This window comes from Microbacterium dextranolyticum (genome assembly GCF_016907295.1).
GTDB classification, from domain to species: domain Bacteria; phylum Actinomycetota; class Actinomycetes; order Actinomycetales; family Microbacteriaceae; genus Microbacterium; species Microbacterium dextranolyticum.
This window is the reverse complement of record NZ_JAFBBR010000001.1, coordinates 1,964,610-1,982,150: the sequence shown is the minus strand read 5'-3', so window position 1 is coordinate 1,982,150 and position 17,541 is coordinate 1,964,610. Positions and strand designations below refer to the sequence as shown.

At 70.7% G+C, this 17,541-nt stretch carries 18 protein-coding genes and 1 tRNA gene; 16 read left to right on the top strand and 3 right to left on the bottom strand.

Annotated elements, in window-relative coordinates:
* The first annotated feature begins 232 nt into the window (after window positions 1-232).
* From JOE64_RS09200 to ilvA, 15 genes are all read left to right on the top strand, one after another.
* Window positions 233-1,087 carry an SGNH/GDSL hydrolase family protein gene (locus JOE64_RS09200; protein WP_204963971.1) on the top strand — a complete coding sequence of 285 codons (855 nt, stop codon included), beginning with the start codon at window positions 233-235 and terminating at the stop codon, window positions 1,085-1,087.
* Window positions 1,088-1,211: 124 nt separating this feature from the next.
* Window positions 1,212-1,586: a GntR family transcriptional regulator gene (locus JOE64_RS09195; protein WP_204963970.1), complete on the top strand. Its 375-nt coding sequence runs from the start codon at window positions 1,212-1,214 to the stop codon at window positions 1,584-1,586.
* Window positions 1,587-1,632: 46 nt separating this feature from the next.
* Window positions 1,633-2,634 carry a DUF1648 domain-containing protein gene (locus tag JOE64_RS09190; protein ID WP_204963969.1) on the top strand — a complete coding sequence of 334 codons (1,002 nt, stop codon included), beginning with the start codon at window positions 1,633-1,635 and terminating at the stop codon, window positions 2,632-2,634.
* A 75-nt stretch (window positions 2,635-2,709) separates the two neighbouring features.
* On the top strand, window positions 2,710-3,378 hold the full coding sequence (locus JOE64_RS09185; RefSeq protein WP_204963968.1) for an O-methyltransferase: 669 nt from the start codon (window positions 2,710-2,712) through the stop codon (window positions 3,376-3,378).
* A 129-nt stretch (window positions 3,379-3,507) separates the two neighbouring features.
* Complete coding sequence (gene eno, locus JOE64_RS09180; protein ID WP_204963967.1) at window positions 3,508-4,788, top strand: phosphopyruvate hydratase; 1,281 nt, start codon at window positions 3,508-3,510, stop codon at window positions 4,786-4,788.
* A gap of 93 nt (window positions 4,789-4,881) precedes the next feature.
* Entirely contained in the window at window positions 4,882-5,436 is a 555-nt protein-coding gene (locus JOE64_RS09175) for an FtsB family cell division protein (protein ID WP_204963966.1), read from the top strand.
* Between the two features lie 106 nt (window positions 5,437-5,542).
* Complete coding sequence (locus tag JOE64_RS09170; protein ID WP_204965032.1) at window positions 5,543-6,013, top strand: DUF501 domain-containing protein; 471 nt, start codon at window positions 5,543-5,545, stop codon at window positions 6,011-6,013.
* Between the two features lie 5 nt (window positions 6,014-6,018).
* Window positions 6,019-7,431, top strand: a complete 1,413-nt coding sequence (locus JOE64_RS09165) for a S8 family serine peptidase (RefSeq protein ID WP_239531737.1) — start codon at window positions 6,019-6,021, stop codon at window positions 7,429-7,431.
* 32 nt (window positions 7,432-7,463) lie between these two features.
* Window positions 7,464-8,915, top strand: coding sequence for an NAD(P)/FAD-dependent oxidoreductase (locus JOE64_RS09160; RefSeq protein WP_271202566.1), 1,452 nt, complete (start codon window positions 7,464-7,466; stop codon window positions 8,913-8,915).
* An 82-nt stretch (window positions 8,916-8,997) separates the two neighbouring features.
* Window positions 8,998-9,070: transfer RNA gene (locus tag JOE64_RS09155), tRNA-Leu, on the top strand.
* A gap of 351 nt (window positions 9,071-9,421) precedes the next feature.
* Complete coding sequence (locus tag JOE64_RS09150) at window positions 9,422-10,666, top strand: alanine racemase (RefSeq protein ID WP_204963965.1); 1,245 nt, start codon at window positions 9,422-9,424, stop codon at window positions 10,664-10,666.
* On the top strand, window positions 10,663-11,976 hold the full coding sequence (locus JOE64_RS09145) for a D-arabinono-1,4-lactone oxidase (protein ID WP_204963964.1): 1,314 nt from the start codon (window positions 10,663-10,665) through the stop codon (window positions 11,974-11,976). The genes JOE64_RS09150 and JOE64_RS09145 overlap by 4 nt, the downstream gene beginning before the upstream one ends.
* Before the next feature lie 85 nt (window positions 11,977-12,061).
* Window positions 12,062-12,628 carry a LemA family protein gene (locus tag JOE64_RS09140; protein WP_204963963.1) on the top strand — a complete coding sequence of 189 codons (567 nt, stop codon included), beginning with the start codon at window positions 12,062-12,064 and terminating at the stop codon, window positions 12,626-12,628.
* 45 nt (window positions 12,629-12,673) lie between these two features.
* Window positions 12,674-13,903, top strand: coding sequence for an AI-2E family transporter (locus JOE64_RS09135; RefSeq protein WP_204963962.1), 1,230 nt, complete (start codon window positions 12,674-12,676; stop codon window positions 13,901-13,903).
* Window positions 13,900-15,126, top strand: coding sequence for a threonine ammonia-lyase (gene ilvA, locus JOE64_RS09130; protein ID WP_204963961.1), 1,227 nt, complete (start codon window positions 13,900-13,902; stop codon window positions 15,124-15,126). The genes JOE64_RS09135 and ilvA overlap by 4 nt, the downstream gene beginning before the upstream one ends.
* 151 nt (window positions 15,127-15,277) lie before the next feature.
* On the opposite strand, the gene greA is transcribed toward ilvA, so the two are convergent.
* Together greA and JOE64_RS09120 are read right to left on the bottom strand one after the other, a co-directional pair.
* Window positions 15,278-15,766: a transcription elongation factor GreA gene (gene greA, locus JOE64_RS09125; protein ID WP_204963960.1), complete on the bottom strand. Its 489-nt coding sequence runs from the start codon at window positions 15,764-15,766 to the stop codon at window positions 15,278-15,280.
* 77 nt (window positions 15,767-15,843) lie between these two features.
* Window positions 15,844-16,272, bottom strand: a complete 429-nt coding sequence (locus JOE64_RS09120) for a DUF4307 domain-containing protein (RefSeq protein ID WP_204963959.1) — start codon at window positions 16,270-16,272, stop codon at window positions 15,844-15,846.
* A gap of 101 nt (window positions 16,273-16,373) precedes the next feature.
* On the opposite strand from JOE64_RS09120, the gene JOE64_RS09115 reads away from it, so the two are divergent.
* The gene (locus JOE64_RS09115) at window positions 16,374-16,718 is read left to right on the top strand and encodes a hypothetical protein (RefSeq protein ID WP_204963958.1); all 345 of its coding nucleotides are present in this window, start codon (window positions 16,374-16,376) and stop codon (window positions 16,716-16,718) included.
* Between the two features lie 54 nt (window positions 16,719-16,772).
* Here the strand turns inward: JOE64_RS09115 and trhA are convergent, their stop codons facing one another.
* A complete protein-coding gene (gene trhA / locus JOE64_RS09110; protein ID WP_204965030.1) occupies window positions 16,773-17,477 on the bottom strand; it encodes a PAQR family membrane homeostasis protein TrhA in 705 nt (234 codons plus the stop codon).
* Window positions 17,478-17,541 lie beyond the last annotated feature (64 nt).

Sequence of the window (17,541 nt, the reverse complement as noted above, 5' to 3'; positions counted from 1 at the left end):
GTGCTCTCTCCTGGCGGGACCCCCGCGCTCTTATGGAGGCGACTGTTTTCGTGACCGTCGGCATCGGGGTACGGGACCGTCCGAGGACGCGGAGCCGCGCATCGCGCCGCAGCGCTCGGGGGTTGGGCGGGAGTCTAGCCCTGCGCGCCGGGAGGACGCTCCGAACCACGTCACCACGGGCCCGTGGGTACTCGGCCACCTGCCGTTCACTCGCGGGGGGTGCAATCGTCGTGTGTCCGGCCACCGCGATTCCCGTCAGCTCGCGCTCGCCGCGGCCGGAGTCGCCGCCGTGATCGCCGCCACCGCGTTCGCGACGCGCGCCCTTCTGACGCGACAGGCGGCCATCGCCCGTCGCCGCATCGGCAAGCCGCTCGGCGAGATCGCCCTCGACGCCGATCGCGTCTGGCGGCCGAAGCTCGGCGGAACGCGGGTCGAACTGCTGATCCTGGGCGATTCGATCGCCGCAGGTCTCGGGGCAGAGCGCCCGAAGGACGTGCTCGGAGCGCGCATCGCGAAGGGTGTCGCCGGATTCCTCGGACGTCCCGTGCAGGTGCGCACGGTGGCATCCGTCGGGGCGGAATCGCGCGACCTCTCGCGCCAGATCGATCGACTCCCGGCCGGCTACCGGCCCGATGTGGCCGTCGTGATCGTCGGTGGCAACGACGTGACCCATCGCACGCACGTGAGCGTCGCCGCCGCCCAGCTCGAAGAGGCCGTCGTCCGGCTGCGCGCGCGGGGCGCCGAGGTCGTCGTCGGCACGTGCCCCGACCTGGGCGCGCTGCTGGCGGTGCCGCAGCCGCTGCGCAGCATCGGCGCGCAGGCATCCCGCCAGCTCGCCCGCGCTCAGGCGGGGGCGGCGGCGCGGGCCGGGGCGCGGGTCGTCTCGCTGCGCCGCGCCGTCGGGCACCTGTTCGTCGCGAACCCCGACGACATGTTCAGCCTCGACCGCTTCCATCCGAGCGCACTCGGCTACCGGCGGACCGCCGACGCACTCGTACCCGAGGTCGTCGCCGCGCTCGCCGGGGCGGCGCGCTCGATGCCCGACACCCGCGCCGGAACGATCGCGGAGGGCCTCGCGGAAGCGTGACGAGCGCGAGAGAGCGCACCCGCCGCCGCCGACGAGTCGCGCTGACCGTCCGGGAGTCCTCTCTCGTCCCCGCCGTGCGCGCGGAAGCGCTCGCAAATTGTTCTAGTTGTACTAGAATTTGTGCGTGCTGATTCGAGTGGACGCGGCGAGCGAGGTTCCCCTCTTCGCCCAGATCGCCGACGGCATCCGCGCCGACATCGCCGCGGGCCGACGGGGCGCCGGTGATCGGCTGCCGGGGGCGCGGGAGGTCGCCGCCGGGCTCGGCGTGAACCTGCACACCGTGCTGCACGCCTACCAGCTGCTGCGCGACGAGGGCCTCGTGCACCTCCATCGCGGGCGCGGGGCGGTGGTGACCGACGTCGCAGCGCAGCTGAAAGAGCTGGGCTCCGAGATCGCGGCGATCGTGCGTCTCTCGCGCGAGTGCGGTGTCGCCCCCGATGCCCTCGCAGCCCTCGTGCGATCCGCCGCGCTCACGCCCGCGGGCCCCGCGGGCGAGTGACGCCCGCATTCGGCCCGACGCCCTGGCCTCGACAGAAGGAGATCCGATGACCCCGCCCCGCTCGACAGCCGTCCGTCGATTCGTGCTGGTCGCGATCACTCTTCCGATCGCGCTCACACTCCTGTCGCTGATCGCCCAGATCGCGGTGGTGCCGACCCTGCCCGATCCGATCGCCACTCACTGGGGGCTGGGCGGCGGCCCGAACGGCTTCGGCCCGGTCTGGGTGCCGCTCGTGCTCACCGGCGCCGTCGGCCTCGGCCTGCCGCTCCTGCTGGCTGCGTCGGTGCTCAACGGGCTGCGCCGCGGCGACCGCGGGGCCACCTATCGGTTCCTCGGCGCCGTCGCGCTGGGGGAGAGCACCCTGATCGCGGTGCTCGTGACGTGGACGACCCTCATGCAGGCGGGGTTGGCGGATGCCGCCGACGCCCCCTCCGCGACCCTGCCCGCGATCGTCGCCTTCGTCGCGGCGGCGGGAGCGGGCGTGCTCGGCTGGCGACTGCAGCCCGACGAGCCCTACCGCCCGAGCACACCCGTCGATCTGGACCGCGTCGCGCTGGAACCGACGGAACGGGTCGTCTGGCTGCAGAGCGTCCGCATCGCCGTCAGCGGCATGATCGTCCTCGGTGTCTCGCTGCTGTTGATCGTGGCCTGTCTCGTCTTCACGATCCTCACGGCCCCGCTCCCGGTCGTCCTCATGATGGCGGCGGTCACACTTCTCATGGTCGCGGCCGTCGCGATGGCGACGGCGTTCCATGTCCGCGTCGATGCGTCGGGCCTCAGCGTCACCTCGGTGTTCGGGTTCCCCCGCATCCACATTCCGCTGCAGGACATCGATCAGGTGAGCGCCGCGCACGTGTCGCCCATGGGCGAGTTCGGTGGATGGGGTCTGCGCTGGGCGCTCGGCGGTGGATTCGGCGTGGTGCTGCGAACGGGAGAGGGCATCCGCGTGCGGCGGCGCTCGGGCAAGGTCTTCACGGTCACCGTGGACGACGCCGAGACCGGAGCCGCGGTGCTGCAGGCTTTGGTCGCCCGAGCCGCGCGCGGCTGAGAGTGCGACCGTCGCTCGCACGCCGCGGCCGCCGCGTACCTTGACGACGCGTTCCGCTCGCGTGAGGCTGACGGGATGACCGAGCTCACACCCGCGGGTGCGCGTGCCGTCGACCACTACCTCGTCGGCACCCTCATCGCGCACGACGATGCGCTCGATGCGGCCGTCGCCGATCAGCGCGCCGCGGGGTTGCCCGACATCGAGGTCGCGCCCACCGGCGGAAAGCTCCTGCACCTCCTCGCCCGCGCGATCGTCGCACGCCGCGTGCTCGAGATCGGCACCCTCGGCGGCTACTCCACGATCTGGCTCGCCCGCGGTGTGCCGGGGGACGGACGCGTCGTGACGATCGAGGCGGAGTCCGCCAACGCCGCGGTCGCGCGCGCGAGCCTGGACCGCGCCGGGGTGGGCGAGAAGGTGGAGATCCGCGAGGGCCGCGGCGAGGACGTCCTGCCGTCGCTGGAAGGAGAGGCCCCGTTCGACCTCGTCTTCATCGACGCCGACAAAGAGTCCAACACGCTCTACCTGGACTGGGCGGCGCGGCTGGGGCGGCCTGGCACCCTCGTCGTGCTCGACAACGTCGTCCGCGGCGGACGCGTCGCCGACCCCCTCGACGAGACCGCTCAGGTCGCCGGTGTGCGCGCGGGCCTCGAGATGCTCCGTGACGACCCGCGATTCGACGCGACGGCGCTGCAGACGCTGGATGCCAAGGGGTGGGACGGCATCGCCCTCGCGCTCGTGGTCTGACGCCCGTCGGTCGCGGATTGTTCCGGGCGGCGTCGCTGTGGCGGCGGCATCCGGTCACTATGCTCGATGACGGAGCGGGTGCACACACGTGACGCTCCGAACTCATCCTCCACAAGCAAGGAGTCCCCTGTGGCACTGATCGAGGCTGTAGGCGCACGCGAGATCCTGGATTCGCGTGGCAACCCGACCGTCGAGGTGGAGGTGCTGCTCGACGACGGCATCGTCCAGCGCGCGGCCGTCCCCTCCGGCGCATCCACCGGCGCCTTCGAGGCGTACGAGCTGCGCGACGGCGACAAGAGCCGGTACGGCGGCAAGGGCGTGCTGAAGGCCGTGAACGCCGTCATCGACGAGCTCGGACCGGCGATCGAGGGTGTGGATGCCAGCGAGCAGCGCGTCATCGACGAGATCCTCATCGCCACCGATGGCACCGAGAACAAGTCCCGCTGCGGCGCGAACGCCATCCTCGGCGTGTCGCTGGCCGTCGCGAAGGCCGCGGCCGACGCCGCCGACCTGCCCCTGTTCCGCTACCTCGGCGGCCCGAACGCGCACGTTCTGCCCGTGCCGCTGTTCAACGTCATCAACGGCGGCGAGCACGCCGACAACGGCATCGACTTCCAGGAGTACTTCCTCGCGCCGATCGGTGCGGAGAGCTACGGCGAGTCGCTGCGCTGGGGCACCGAGGTCTACCACGTCCTCAAGGGCGAACTGAAGGCCGCCGGCTTCAACACGGGCCTCGGCGACGAGGGCGGCTTCGCCCCCGACCTGCCCAGCAACCGTGAGGGCCTCGACTTCCTCATCAAGGCGATCGAGAAGGCCGGCTTCACGCCCGGCACCGACATCGGCGTGGGCCTCGACGTCGCCGCCACCGAGTTCTACAAGGACGGCGTCTACACCGTCGAGGGCAAGGCGTGGTCGGCCGAGAAGCTGACCGACTACTTCGCGGACCTCGTCGCGAACTACCCCGTCGTCACGATCGAGGACGCCCTCGCCGAGGACGACTGGGATGCGTGGAAGCACCTCACCGACGCCATCGGCGACAAGGTCCAGCTCGTCGGCGACGACCTGTTCGTCACGAACCCGGTCCGCCTGCAGAAGGGCATCGACCTCGGTGTCGCGAACGCGCTGCTCGTGAAGGTCAACCAGATCGGCACGCTGTCCGAGACGCTGGATGCCATCGCTCTCGCGACCCAGAACGGCTACCGTTCGATGCTCTCGCACCGTTCGGGCGAGACCGAGGACACGACGATCGCCGACCTCGCGGTCGCGGTCAACGCCGGTCAGATCAAGACCGGTGCGCCCGCCCGCAGCGAGCGCGTCGCGAAGTACAACCAGCTGCTGCGCATCGAAGAGGAGCTCGGCGACGCCGCGGTCTTCGCCGGCCGCGCCGCGTTCCCGCGTTTCAAGGGCTGAGCCCCGCCCCGCGGAGCGGATCCGACTGAGGATTCGCCGAACCGTCCGGAGTGCCGCCGGGTCATCGCGCGAGCGAGGCCTAGGCTGTTCACCATGACGAAAGAGGGAGCCGTGCGCACCGCGCCGGCTCCCTCTTCCCGTCCCCGTACCGGCGGCGCATCCGGTGCCGGAGCGACGCCCCGCCGGGCTGTCGATGTCCGCGAGTGGGCCGGGGGCATCCGCTTCTCTGCGTTCACCGCGATCATGCTGGGCCTGGTCGTGCTGGCGGTGTTCGTGCTGGTCCCCACCGTCGGCACATACGTGTCGCAGCGTCAGCAGATCGCGGCTCTGGAACAGTCGGTGACGCTCACGACCGCGCAGGTCGCGGCTCTCCAGCAGCAGAAGGAACGCTGGAACGATCCCGCCTTCATCACTTCGCAGGCCCGGGCGCGTCTCTACTACAAGCGGCCGGACGAGATCGTCTATCTCGTCGACAACGACCTCCCCGCCTCGGCGATCCCGCAGAACGAGGCGCCCGTCAGCAAGGATGTCGAGGTCACCCGGTCGGACTGGATGGCTCAGCTCGTGCGCTCGGTGACCGGCGCCGGACTCACGCAAACGGCGACCGTGCCGGACGCGCCCGGCACCCCGGCGACCCCCGCGCCCTGACCGCGCGGCGCCCGCGCCGGTCCAGCCGCCCGTCAGCCGCTCCCGGTACCCTGGAGCGGTGCCACATCCCTCTCTGACGCCCGCATCCGACGCCGACCTCGAGGTCATGCGCGAGCAGTTGGGCAGGCCCATGCGCGGTGTGGTGGGGATCGCGGCGCGGTGCGTCTGCGGCAATCCGACCGTCGTCGCCACCGAGCCGCGTCTGCCGGACGGAACTCCGTTCCCGACGTTCTACTACCTCACGCATCCGGGCGCGACGGCGGCGATGTCGGCGCTGGAAGCCACGCAGGTGATGCGCGAGTTCGCCGACCTGCTCGCCGAGGATGAGGAGGTCGCCGCCGGCTATGCGGTCGCGCACCGGGCCTACCTCGACGACCGCGCGGTCTACGGGGAGGTCCCCGAGATCGACGGGATCTCCGCCGGTGGCATGCCCACCCGCGTCAAGTGCCTGCACGCTCTCGCGGGGCATGCCCTCGCCGCGGGCCCGGGCGTCAACCCGATCGGCGATCTCGCCCTGGAGCGCGGGGACTGGTCGCCGACGCGGTGCACCTGCGCGCACCCGCGGGGATCCTCGTGATCCGGATGCCTCGTCGCGCGCGTCGCCGCGTCCCGGCAGCCCTCGCCATCGCGGCGCTTCTCTCCGGGATCGCCGCGCTGCCCGGCGTCGCCGATGCTGCGGGCGCGACCGCCGCCGCCACGCCGTCGATCACGGGTGCGCCGGCCGCCGAGCGATCCGCGTCGGTCGCAACGGACGGCCGTGTACCGGTCGTCGACCCGACGCCCACAGCCGACCCGGCCCGCGCGGCCGAGTACTGGCTCGATCAGTACGGCATCCGCTCGGCGTGGCAGACCACACGGGGCAAGGGAACGACGATCGCCGTCATCGACACCGGCATCGGACGCGGCCCGGTCGAGTTCTCCGGGGCGGTCGTGGGTGGCACGGACTTCTCGGGCGTCGGCGCCTCGGACGGGCGTCAGCCGGTCGGCGCCGTCGACGCGAACCACGGTAGCTGGGTGGCATCCCTCGCCGCAGCGCGCGGCACTGGCCCCGACACCGGGATGATCGGGGTCGCTCCCGAGGCGAGCCTGCTGTCGATCTCCATCGGATTCGGGGCGACGTCGTCGGTGCCGTTCGTGCAGCAGGTGGCGGATGCCATGCGCTGGGCGGTCGACCACGGTGCCGACGTCATCAACCTGTCCTTCACGACGAACACCCTCACGTGGGATCGTGCGTGGGACGACGCGTTCCTGTACGCGTTCGACCACGACGTCGTGGTCGTCGTCGCCGCGGGGAACAAGGGGAGTGGCACCGACGAGGTGGGAGCTCCCGCGACCATTCCCGGCGTGCTCACCGTCGGCGGGGTCGGACGCACCGAGGTGGCCAGCGAAGAGGCCTCGACCCAGGGCATCACGATCGGCATCTCGGCACCCAGCGAGCAGCTGCTGGGGGTCTCGTCCGATGGCCAGCTCGTGCAGTGGAACGGCACGAGCGGCGCTGCGCCCATCGTCGCAGGCATCGCCGCGCTCGTGCGCGCCGCGCATCCCGACCTCGACTCGAACAACGTCATCAACCGCATCATCCGCACGGCGCGACCCGCGGCGGGCGCGACGAGCGTGCCCGATGAGAAGTACGGCTACGGGCTCGTGGATGCGAACGCCGCCGTCACCGGCAGCGTGGCATCCGTCGACGCGAACCCCATGGGCAACCTGCACGAGTGGGTGCGGCTGTTCCGCCGGGCGGATGCCTCACCGGCTCCCGCGCCGTCGTCGTCGGCGTTCGTGGTTCCCGACCTTCCCGAGGCGGATCGCCCCGATGCGCGCTCCCCGCTGCTGCCGAGCACGGACACCCTGCTGTATGGCAGTGTGCCGCTCGCTGCGGGCACTCTGGCCGCTATACTGGTGGCGCTCGGCGTCACTGCTGCTGCCCGGCGAATCCGATCGGAGCGCGCACCGCGCCCTTCGAGCCGCCCATCCAAGGAGTTCCCTCACCTGTGACTGACACAGCGTCCAGCACTGCCGTTCGTGCGGTGCCCAAGATCCTCATCGTCGGTGGTGGCTACGCCGGCTTCTACACGGCCTGGAAGCTCGAGAAGCACCTGCGCAAGGGCGAGGCCGAGGTCACCGTCGTCGACCCGCTGCCCTACATGACCTACCAGCCGTTCCTGCCCGAGGTCGCCGCGGGTGAGATCGAGGCCCGCCACGTCATCGTGGGTCTGCGTCGCCACCTGAAGAAGACGCGCGTCATCACCGCCAAGGTGACCGGCATCGACCACGCGAACCGCACCGCGACGATCACGCCGGCCGAGGGCGAGGCCTGGCAGGAGACGTACGACCAGATCGTCGTCACGGCCGGTGCCGTCTCGCGCACCTTCCCGATCCCCGGCATCGCCGAGAACGCGATCGGCCTGAAGACGATCGAAGAGGCCGTCGCGATCCGTGACCGCATCCTCACGAACTTCGACCGCGCGGCGAACCTGCCCGCCGGTCCCGAGCGCGATCGCCTGCTGACCGTCGTGGTGGTCGGCGGCGGTTTCGCCGGCATCGAGGTGTTCGCCGAGACGCGTGCCCTCGCGTCGTCACTGCTGAAGGACTACCCGCAGCTGAGCTTCGAAGACACGCACTTCCACCTCGTCGAGGCGATGGGCCGCATCATGCCCGAGGTGTCGCTGCAGACGAGCGAATGGGTGCTGAAGGACCTCGCCAAGCGCGGCGCGAACGTGCACCTCGACACGCAGCTCACCGGCGCGGTCGACGGCAACGTCGAGCTGTCGACGGGTGAGGTCATCCCGACCGATCTGATCATCTGGACCGCGGGCGTCATGGCCAACCCCACCGTCGTGCGCGGCAGCGACCTGCCCGCCGAGGAACGGGGTCGCATCCGCACCCGTGCCGATCTGCGCGTCGGCACGCCCGAAGAGGTCGTCGAGGGCGCATGGGCTGCCGGCGACGTCTCCGCCGTTCCCGACCTCACCGGCAAGGGCGTCGGCGGCTACTGCGTCCCCAACGCCCAGCACGCCGTGCGTCAGGCCAAGCTGCTCGCGAAGAACCTCGTGGCCGTGCTGCGCGGCGAGGTGCCCCGCGAGTACATCCACAAGAACCTGGGCGCCGTGGCCGGTCTGGGCCTCTACAACGGTGTGTTCCAGTCGGGCAAGATCGCCCTCAAGGGCTTCATCGCCTGGTGCGCGCACCGTGGCTACCACGGCCTGGCCATGCCGTCGTGGGAGCGCAAGTGGCGCGTCATCGGCGACTGGTGGCACAACTTCTGGCTGCACCGCGACAACGTGTCGCTGCAGGCCGTGCAGAACCCGCGCTACGTCTTCGAGGAGTTCGCCGCGCGCCCGCGCCCGGCGGCTCCCGTCGAGGCTCCGGCCGCTCCGCCGATCGATCCCAAGTCGGTGAAGGCCGAGGCGGAGGGCAAGGCTCCCGAGTCGGCTCCCGCCGAGAAGAAGGCTCCCGCCACGGCGGACGCCTCCGCCTGACGCTACTCTCGCGAACCCCCGCCCTCGGCCGACAGTCGGCGGCGGGGGTTCGTCGCATCCGGGCGCATTACCCTGGGGGAGGGCCCCCGTAGCCCAATGGCAGAGGCAGGCGACTTAAAATCGCTTCAGTGTCGGTTCGAGTCCGTCCGGGGGTACGCAGTGATCGCCGTCGCGCCGCGCCGGCCGACACCACGGCGGGCACGAGCCCGATGCGCGCTTCGCTCCCGGAGGCCGACGGGAGTGGCCGGCCAGGCTAGACGAGCTTTTCGAACACCATGGTCGCGGGCCATGTGCGCATCCTCTCGACGAGCGAGCCGGGATGGTCGATGACTTACGCGTGCGAATGCACGGTGTGCGGCCGCATCTTCGACGTGGAGCAGGGTGATTACCACATCATGTGGTGGAGGTGGGTGCCTCGCGGTGAGAAGCGCTCCGCGCGCCAGCGGTGACCCGTCACCGACGTGCCGTGGCTCACTAGGCTGAGCACACCCGCGCGAAGGAGGGCCATGAGTATCGACCTGCTCGCCGAATCGACCGTCCCGACCCGCTCGGCGCGGCCGTGGGTCGACGACCCCGCCGCGTACTGGCGCGCTCGCGCGGCGGCGATCGCGGGAGAATCGGGCCCCGTCGCCGCGATCGACGTCGACGCCCTGCGCTACAACGCGCTTGATCTCGTCGTTCGCTCCGGCGGCGTCCCGATCCGCGTCGCGAGCAAGTCGATCCGAATCCGCGAGGTGCTGGATGCCACGCTCGCCGTGCCGGGATACCGTGGCATCCTCGCCTTCACCCTGCCCGAAGCGCTCTGGCTCGCCGACAGGCATGACGACATCGTGCTCGGGTATCCGACGGTCGACCGCGCGGCGCTGGGTACGCTCGCGCGAGACGAGGCGAAAGCCGCGCGCATCACGCTCATGGTCGACGACCTGGCCCAGCTCGACCTCATCGACGCGGTCGCCGCGCCCGGCTCACGGGCCGAGCTGCGCGTCGCGATCGATGCGGATGCCTCGTGGCGCGCGCCCGTACTCGGCCGCATCGGCGTCCGCCGCTCGCCCGTTCACGATCCCGCCGAGGTCGCGCGACTGGGGCGCGGCATCGCGGCACGGGCGGGTTTCCGCCTCGTCGGGCTCATGATGTACGAAGCGCAGATCGCCGGCCAGCCCGACGACACCGGTTCCGGCGACGCCGCGATCCGGTGGATGCAACGTCGATCAGGACAGGAACTCCTCGAGCGCCGCGCCGCCATCGTCGCCGCACTCCGTGAGGTCACCGAACTCGAGTTCGTCAACGGCGGCGGCACGGGTTCCCTCGAGGTGACGGCATCCGACCTCGCCGTCACCGAGTCCACGGCCGGCAGCGGACTTCTCGCCGGACACCTCTTCGACCTCTATCGCGCTTTCGCTCCCGCACCGGCGGCGGCCTTCTCACTCGACGTGGTGCGCCGCCCGGCATCCGACACCGCCACCGTCCTCGGCGGTGGATGGATCGCATCGGGGCCACCGCTGCCGTCGCGCCAGCCGCTACCCGTATGGCCGGCCGGGCTGCGCACGCTCGCCCGCGAAGGTGCCGGCGAGGTGCAGACGCCCCTTCACGGTGACGCGGCCCGGGCGCTCGCGATCGGCGACCGCGTGTGGTTCCGCCACGCCAAGAGCGGCGAGCTCTCCGAGCGCGTCGACCGCTACCTCCTCACCTCCGGCGAGCACCCGGTGGGCGAGGCGGTGACGTATCGCGGTGAGGGAAAGGCGTTCCTGTGACCAGGCCCGGCGGCAGATGGCAGAACTGGGCGCGCACCGAGAGCGTGCGCCCGCAGCTCGTCGAGTATCCGTCCACGATCGAGGCGGTGCGCCGCTCGGTGCGCTCCGCGGCGACACGCGGTCGCCCGATCAAAGCAGTGGGCACGGGCCACAGCTTCTCGGGGATCGCCGTCGCGCCCGGCACGCTGCTCGATCTCAGCGAGCTCAGCGGTCTCGTCTCGGTCGATCGCGAGCGCGGGCGGGCGCGCATGCTCGCCGGCACCCGCCTGCACCGCATTCCGGCGCTGCTCGCGCCGTACGGACTCGCCATGGCGAACCTCGGCGACATCGACCGCCAGTCGATCTCGGGAGCGATCTCCACGGGCACGCACGGTACCGGAGTGCGCTTCGGCGGCCTGGCGACGCAGATCGTCGCGGCCACCCTCGTCACTGCCGACGGCGACCTCCTCGCGATCAACGAGGACAACGAGCCGGATCTCCTGCCCGCGGTCGCTCTCGGGCTCGGTGCTCTCGGGGTCCTGGTCGACGTCACGGTCCAGTGCGTGCCGGCGTTCGGGCTCGCGGCCGTCGAGCGCCCCGAGCCTCTCGACGTCGTCCTCGACGACTTGCCGCTGCGGACGGCCGAGGCCGACCACATGGAGTTCTACTGGTTCCCGCACACCGACGTCGCCCTCACCAAGACCCACACCCGCCTCGGCGCGGACGCACCCACCGCGCCGCTGTCCGCGGCCGCTCGCTTCGTCGACGACGTTGTCGTCGGCAATGTCGTGCATCAGGCTGTCTGCAGCGTCGGGCGCGCACTGCCCGTCGCGGTGCCCGTCATCAACCGCGTCTCGGCCCGGGTCTGGGGCGACCGCACATTCTCCGACGTGTCGCATCGCGTCTTCACCACCCGTCGCGGCGTGCGCTTCCGCGAGATGGAGTACGCCGTTCCCCTCGACCGGCTCGGCGCTGCGTTCCGCGACGTGCAGCGCGTCATCGTCGAGAACGGATGGCGCATCGAGTTCCCCGTCGAGGTGCGCACCGCGTCCGCCGACGATCTGTGGCTCTCCACCGCCTCCGGCAGACCGAGCGGTTACATCGCCGTCCACCGCTACTGGCGCGCCGATCCGTCGGCGTACTTCGCCGCGGTCGAAGAGGTCGCTCTCGCCCACGGCGGGCGCCCGCACTGGGGCAAGATGCACACGCTGGATGCCACGCGCCTGCGCGAACGCTACCCGCGCTTCGACGACTTCGTCGCTCTGCGGGATCGCCTCGACCCGCGCCGCGCGTTCCGCAATCCCTACCTCGCTCGCGTGCTCGGTGAGTAACCGCTGAGAGTACGTCTGTGCGTGCCGAACCACGCATGAGCGGACGGATAGGCTGATCACAGCATCGAGGGGGGTCCTAATGGACATGGCGTGGCTGATCCCGGTTCTGATCGTGGTCGCGTTGGTGGTGATCGTCGGCGTCTATCTGTGGGCGACGTACAACTCGCTCGTCGCGCTCAACGTGCGCGTCGACGAGGCATGGAGCGACATCACCGTGCAGCTGAAGCGCCGCGCCGACCTGCTGCCGAACCTCATTGAGACGGTCAAGGGCTACGCGGCGCACGAGAAGGCCGTCTTCGAGAACGTCACCCGCGCCCGCGCCGAGACCATCGGCGCCTCGTCACCCGCCGAAGCGGGCGTCGCGGAGGGACACATGCAGCAGGCGCTCAAGTCGCTGTTCGCGGTCGCCGAGGCGTACCCGCAGCTGCAGGCCAGCCAGAACTTCCTGCAGCTGCAGCAGTCGGTCGTCGACACCGAGGACAAGATCCAGGCATCCCGCCGCTTCTACAACGGCGGAGTGCGCGAGCTCAACACGAAGATCAAGGTGTTCCCCAACAACCTCTTCGCCCGCAACCTCGGCTTCCACGAGCGCGAGTTCTTCGAGGTCACCGGCGGTGTCGCGATCGCCGAGCCCCCGCGCATCCAGTTCTGACCACCCGTGACGCGGGCGGCATATGTCCCGTCCTAGACTGGCGGGATGAGCGGCGTCGACTCCGGCAGTGGTGGCCGCACCTCTCGTGAAGCCGAGGCCGCGGGGGAGCGCCCGCGCGGAACGTTCTTCGACGCGCTGCGCACCCGGACCGTCAGCAACGAGGTGACCGACGGTCTCCCGCGAGGCCTGCGCATCGCGACCGCCTATGCATGGCGCTTCGTCGTGATCGCCGTGGCGGCGGGCATCCTCGTCTGGCTCGTCATTCAGCTGAAGCTCCTCGTCGTGCCGTTGCTCGTGTCGATCCTCGTCACCGCCCTGCTGTGGCCCGCGTTCACCTGGCTGCTGCGCAAGGGAGTTCCGCGCTGGCTCGCCGTCGTGATCGCCGTCCTCGGCACGTTCGCCGTCGTCGGTGGTCTGCTGTGGCTCGCGGTCTGGCAGATCACGCGCGAATGGGGGAGTGTGCGCGTGCGCACTCTCGAGGCCGTGGAGCAGCTGCGCCAGTACCTCATCGACGGCCCGCTGCACCTCACCGCCGCGCAGATCGATCAGCTGCTCGGCCAGGCGTGGTCGCTGCTCCAGCAACAGGTCGAGGTGCTCTGGTCGGGCGCCCTCGTCATCGGATCCACCGTCGGCCACGTCGCCACCGGGGCCGTGCTCGCCCTGTTCATCCTGCTGTGCACCCTCGCCGACGGCGGAGGGATCTGGCGCTGGGTAGTGCGCCTGTTCCCGCGCCGAGCCCGCCACGATGTCGACGGTGCCGGCCGTGCCGGCTGGGCGACCGTCGTCACCTACGCGCGCACGCAGTTGCTCGTCGCAACGATCGATGCCGTCGGCATCGGCCTGGGCGCCTTCCTGCTCGGCGTCCCCCTCGCCATCCCTGTCGGCGTGCTCGTCTTCCTCGGCGCATTCGTCCCCTTCGTCGGGGCGATCATCACCGGGTCGCTCGCGGTGTTCCTCGCCCTCGTGTACAACGGGCCCTGGATCGCACTCTGGATGCTCGTCGTCATCCTCGGCGTCCAGCAGCTCGAGGGGCACGTGCTGCAGCCTCTGCTCATGGGCTCGGCCGTCAAGGTCCATCCCCTCGCCGTCGTCCTCGTCGTCGCGGGCGGCGCGATGATCGCCGGCATTCCCGGGGCGTTGTTCGCCGTACCGCTCGCCGCATTCGTCAACGTCGTGGCCGTCCATCTCTCCACCCGGCACACCCGGGGCGCGCCCGCGCCCACGCCGGATCTCATCTGGAGCACCGTCCCCCGCAGCAGGAGGAACCCCGCGTGACCATCCCCACCCTGGCGGAGTTCGAGGACGCCGCCGCCGTCCTTCGCGACGTCATCGTCCAGACCCCGTTCGACGTGTCCGAGCACCTCACCGACGTGCTCGGCGCGCCCGTGCACCTCAAGCTCGAGAACCTGCAGCGCACCGGCTCGTTCAAGATCCGAGGCGCGACCTACCGTCTTTCGCGTCTGACCGCAGACGAGCGCGCGCGCGGGGTCGTCGCGGCATCCGCGGGCAATCACGCGCAGGGCGTCGCCTCGGCCGCGCAGAAGCTCGGCATCCCCGCGACGATCTTCATGCCGCTCGGTGTGCCCGTGCCGAAGCTCCTCGCGACGAGGGGGTACGGCGCCGAGGTCGTCCTCGACGGCGAGACGGTCGAGACGCCGCTGCGCCTCGCGGCCGAGTTCGCCGAACGCACCGGAGCGGTGCTGATCCACCCGTTCGACCACCGCGACGTCATCATCGGGCAGGGGACGCTCGGCCTGGAGCTGTGGGACGCCATCCCCGACCTTGACACGGTGGTGCTCGGCATCGGCGGGGGCGGCCTCATCGCAGGCGTCGCCGCCGCCGTCAAGGCTCGTGCCGCCGCCGAGGGGCGTACCGTCCGCATCATCGGCGTGCAGGCGGAGAACTCCGCCGCCTACCCCTCATCGCTTGCGGCGGGTGAGCCGCTGCAAGTCGCCACGACCCCGACGATCGCGGACGGCATCGCGGTCGCACGCCCGGGCGACGTGCCCTTCGCGGTGATCAAGGAGCTCGTCGACGAGGTCGTCACCGTCAGTGATGACGACATCGCGCGCGCACTGCTCGTGCTGCTGGAGCGCGCGAAGCAGGTCGTCGAGCCGGCGGGCGCCGTCGGCGTCGCGGCGATCCTCGCCGGCAAGATCACCGCGAACGGACCGACGGCCGTCGTCCTCTCGGGCGGCAACATCGATCCGCTGCTGCTGCAGCGCGTGGTCGCGCACGGGCTCGCCGCATCCGGTCGCTACATGACCCTGCAGATCCCGTTGCCCGACCGCCCGGGACAGCTCGCCCGTGTGTCGGAGCTCCTCGCGAAGGCCGGGGCGAATGTCACCGAAGCGATGCACACCCGTCATGGGCAGGGGTTGCAGATCAGCGACGTCATCCTGCAGCTGAGCGTCGAGACACGTGGCGAGGAGCACCGGGCGCACGTCATCCATGTGCTCGAGGACGCGGGTTTCGCTCCGCGCGTGGTGCAGGACTGACACCGCGGCGCATCGCGCCTGGCTGCGGACGTGCGGCGTCCTCACCCATCCGATGACCGTTGCGGTCCGCACCGTGCGCGCACCCGTTCTCCGGGGCGTTCACCGTGCGACTGCGAACGCCCCCACGAGCTGCACGATCAGTGCGGCTCGATCACTGGCCGGTGTAGGTCTCGACCTTCACGATCTCGACCGAGATCTCGCGCCCGTTCGGAGCGGTGTAGCTCGACGTCTCGCCCTCCGCGAGGCCGAGGATCGCCGCGCCGAGGGGGGATGCCTCGCTGTACACGTCGAGCTCCGAGCCGGCGGCGATCTCGCGACTGCCGAGCAGGAAGACCTCTTCTCCGCCCGCGACGACCGCCGTCACGACGGTGCCGCTGCGCACCACGCCGTCGGCCTCGGGTGCCTCGCCGACGACGGCATCCTTCAGAAGCGCCTGGAGGGTGCGGATGCGCGCCTCCTGCTTGCCCTGCTCGTCCTTGGCCGCGTGGTAGCCGCCGTTCTCCTTGAGGTCGCCCTCTTCGCGTGCCGCCTCGATGCGGGCCGCGATCTCGGTGCGACCCGTTGTCGAGAGGTGCTCGAGCTCCGCAGCGAGCCGGTCGTAGGCATCCTGGGTGAGGAAGGTGTCGGTGTTCTCGGCCACGCGTGTCTCCTTGTGGGTCTCGTCCGGGGTAAACCGAACGCCCCGGCGTCTGCCGGGGCGCGTCATATCCGGCCAGCCTACGGGATCCAGCAGGAAGTCGCCAACCCGGTCGTCGCCTCGGCGACGGTGGGGATCGTCTCGGTGAAGCGACGGCTGTGCGCATCGTCGGCGGGGTACTGCACGATCCGCCATCCGACGATTCCGTGATCGGTGTCCTGTGCTTCGATGGCGCAGGTGACGGCGGCGCCCCGGCGGAGCGTCACCTGGAACTCGACGGATACCGTGTGCGGATCGATCAGCCGGAAGGCGGTGTTGTCGACATCGACGGCATCGATCGACTGCGCCACGGTGCTCCATCCGAAATACCCGACGAGGGCGACGGCGACGGCACCCGTGACGATCCACGCCCACCGCCTCCGCGGGCCGCTCGTGCGCCTGCCGTACCGATCGTCGAGCTCGGCGCGGACCTCGTCGGAGAGGTCGCTGGTCGGCGGCGCAGTGGTCATGTCGGATCCGATGCGGGGGAGAGATCTAGGCTGGACTTCCAGGCTACGCCGAACGCGCACGCCCGGCGAACGACGACCGACGAATGACGAACCGAGGAACGATGCTGACTCTCTCCACCGCCGCCACGTGGATCGCCGGCGAGGGCCGGGGCCTGGGGCTCGCGACGCCGTCGCCCTCGATGACGGTCGACCCCGACGCGGTCACCCCGGGATTCGTGGGTTTCGTCGCGATCGCCGTCATCGCCGTCATCGTGGTCTTCCTGCTGATCGACATGCTTCGCCGCATCCGTCGCGCCGGCTACCGCGCCGACGTCAACGAACAGCTCGACGCCGAGGCTGAAGCCCAGGCCGATGCCGCTGTGCGAGACAGCGAGGTCGACGACCAGGACATCGACCCGGATGCCGGTGCGCCGAGCGCGTCGACGGAGGACCGCCCGCGGGCCTGAACCACGCCACGCGAGCGCGGAGCGGACGGCGCCGTCTCAGCCCATGGGGCCCGGTCAGCCCGCCGCGCCGAGCGACGGCACGACCGGGTCGAGGGCGATGAGCAGGCACGCCGTCCAGTGGCAGAGGAAGGCGAGCACCGTGCAGACGTGGAAGATCTCGTGGAACCCGAAGTGCCCGGGCCACGGGTTCGGACGCTTGAGCGCGTAACAGATCGCCCCACCCGTGTAGAGCAGACCGCCGACGACGACGAGCACCATCATGGCGACACTCGCCTGCAGGAGATCGACGAGGTACATGACGGCCGCCCAGCCCAGCAACAGATACAGCGCGACGTAGAGCCAGCGCGGGGCGCCGATCCAGAAGACGCGGAACAGGATGCCCAGCAGTGCTCCCGCCCACACGAGCACGAGCAGCAGCAGACCCTTCTGCGGGGGCAGGGCGAGCGTCGCGATCGGTGTGTAGGTGCCGGCGATCAGCAGCATGATGTTCGCGTGGTCGATCCGCTTGAGGACGGCCTTGGTCGTCGGGCCCCAGTGGAAGCGGTGATACAGCGCGGAGTTTCCGAACAGCAGTACCGAGGTCGCCATGAACACGGCGGAGGCCCACTTCGCGGGCGCACCGTCGGCGAGGACGATCAGCACGATTCCCGCCGCGATCGCGATGGGGAAGGTCGCCGCGTGGATCCATCCGCGCCACGTGGGCTTGAGTTCGACGTGCGCATCGACGGAGGCCGCCTCGATCAGCGGCAACTGCGGCATGTCGACGCCCTCAGCGGGGATGTTCTCGGGCACAGAGCCGAGCCTAGACCGATGGGCATTCCGG

Bases quoted from the DNA above. Each gene is read 5' to 3' on its own strand.
- JOE64_RS09190 (WP_204963969.1), top strand. From the start codon at position 1,633: ATGACCCCGCCCCGCTCGACAGCCGTCCGTCGATTCGTGCTGGTCGCG.
- JOE64_RS09185 (WP_204963968.1), top strand. From the start codon at position 2,710: ATGACCGAGCTCACACCCGCGGGTGCGCGTGCCGTCGACCACTACCTC.
- JOE64_RS09175 (WP_204963966.1), top strand. From the start codon at position 4,882: ATGACGAAAGAGGGAGCCGTGCGCACCGCGCCGGCTCCCTCTTCCCGT.
- JOE64_RS09170 (WP_204965032.1), top strand. From the start codon at position 5,543: ATGCGCGAGCAGTTGGGCAGGCCCATGCGCGGTGTGGTGGGGATCGCG.
- JOE64_RS09165 (WP_239531737.1), top strand. From the start codon at position 6,019: ATGCCTCGTCGCGCGCGTCGCCGCGTCCCGGCAGCCCTCGCCATCGCG.
- JOE64_RS09150 (WP_204963965.1), top strand. From the start codon at position 9,422: ATGAGTATCGACCTGCTCGCCGAATCGACCGTCCCGACCCGCTCGGCG.
- JOE64_RS09140 (WP_204963963.1), top strand. From the start codon at position 12,062: ATGGCGTGGCTGATCCCGGTTCTGATCGTGGTCGCGTTGGTGGTGATC.
- JOE64_RS09135 (WP_204963962.1), top strand. From the start codon at position 12,674: ATGAGCGGCGTCGACTCCGGCAGTGGTGGCCGCACCTCTCGTGAAGCC.
- JOE64_RS09120 (WP_204963959.1), bottom strand. From the start codon at position 16,272: ATGACCACTGCGCCGCCGACCAGCGACCTCTCCGACGAGGTCCGCGCC.
- JOE64_RS09115 (WP_204963958.1), top strand. From the start codon at position 16,374: ATGCTGACTCTCTCCACCGCCGCCACGTGGATCGCCGGCGAGGGCCGG.
- trhA (WP_204965030.1), bottom strand. From the start codon at position 17,477: ATGCCGCAGTTGCCGCTGATCGAGGCGGCCTCCGTCGATGCGCACGTC.